The organism is uncultured Dokdonia sp. (assembly GCF_947492815.1).
In the GTDB taxonomy this organism is placed as follows: Bacteria; Bacteroidota; Bacteroidia; order Flavobacteriales; family Flavobacteriaceae; genus Dokdonia.
In genome coordinates, this window is sequence record NZ_CANLOB010000075.1 from 1 (window position 1) to 1,035 (window position 1,035).

At 29.5% G+C, this 1,035-nt stretch carries 1 protein-coding gene; it reads left to right on the plus strand.

The window, feature by feature from the left end; translation table 11 throughout:
* Positions 1 to 43 precede the first annotated feature (43 nt).
* Positions 44 to 1,027, plus strand: coding sequence for an integrase core domain-containing protein (locus tag Q1A01_RS23570; RefSeq protein WP_299686017.1), 984 nt, complete (start codon positions 44 to 46; stop codon positions 1,025 to 1,027).
* The last annotated feature ends 8 nt before the right edge of the window (positions 1,028 to 1,035 follow it).

Sequence of the window (1,035 nt, forward strand, 5' to 3'; positions counted from 1 at the left end):
TGTAAAGGTTACCTAATTCGTTGACAAAAATGTATATTTTGTTATGCGAATAAATACCAATGATTTAACCTTAGCTAGGAACTATATTCAGAAGTATCAGTTTCTTATTAAAGAGTATGAACAAGTAAAAAACAAATCACATCCTAATTATCGTTTTGCCAAGGAATTTTATGAATCAAATGGTATTGATAGACGTAGTTTTTTAAAGTATTATAATCGTTTTAAACAAAGTGGAAGAGATAGAGATCTACTACCTCAGAAACGGGGTCCTAAATGGAAAAGTAGAAGACCACTTCCCTTTATAGAACAAAAAGTGATTGCATTACGAGAAAAAGGGAATAATAAATATGAAATAAGTAGTATTTTAAAACCCCGTTTAAAAAAGTTCACGCCATCGCCATCAGGTGTATATACGATTATTAAACGTTATGGATTAAATAAATTAACTCCTAAGATGCAAGCAAGTAAACGCCGTATTATAAAAAAGAAAGCTGGAGAATTAGCCCATATAGATACACATTATTTACCCAAAGGAATTATAAACAACCAACCTAATAAACGTTATTATCTATATGGAGTAATAGATTCTTGTACAAGAGTAGTTTGGGTAGAGTTAACAGAGGACTTAACAGCATTAACAACAATGTTTGCAGGACTTAAAAGTTTTAATATTCTAGCTGAACATTACAATATTAAATTTAAAGAAGTGCTCACTGATAATGGTCCTGAGTTTGGAAACAAGCAAAGTAAATCTAAGGATAAACATCCTTTTGAAAGAATGTTAATTGAATTAGATATTAAGCATAGGTATATAAGACCATATAGACCACAAACAAATGGAAAAATAGAACGTTTTTGGAGAACAATTGAAGAAGATGTAATTAGAGAAACTTTTTTTGATTCAAAAGAACATTTAAAAGAAGAAATTTTACAATATTTATACTATTATAACATGGAAAGACCACATCAAAGCTTAGACGGGTTAGCACCTAATAAATTTAATCAAAACTGTCAACGAATTAGGTAACCTTTACA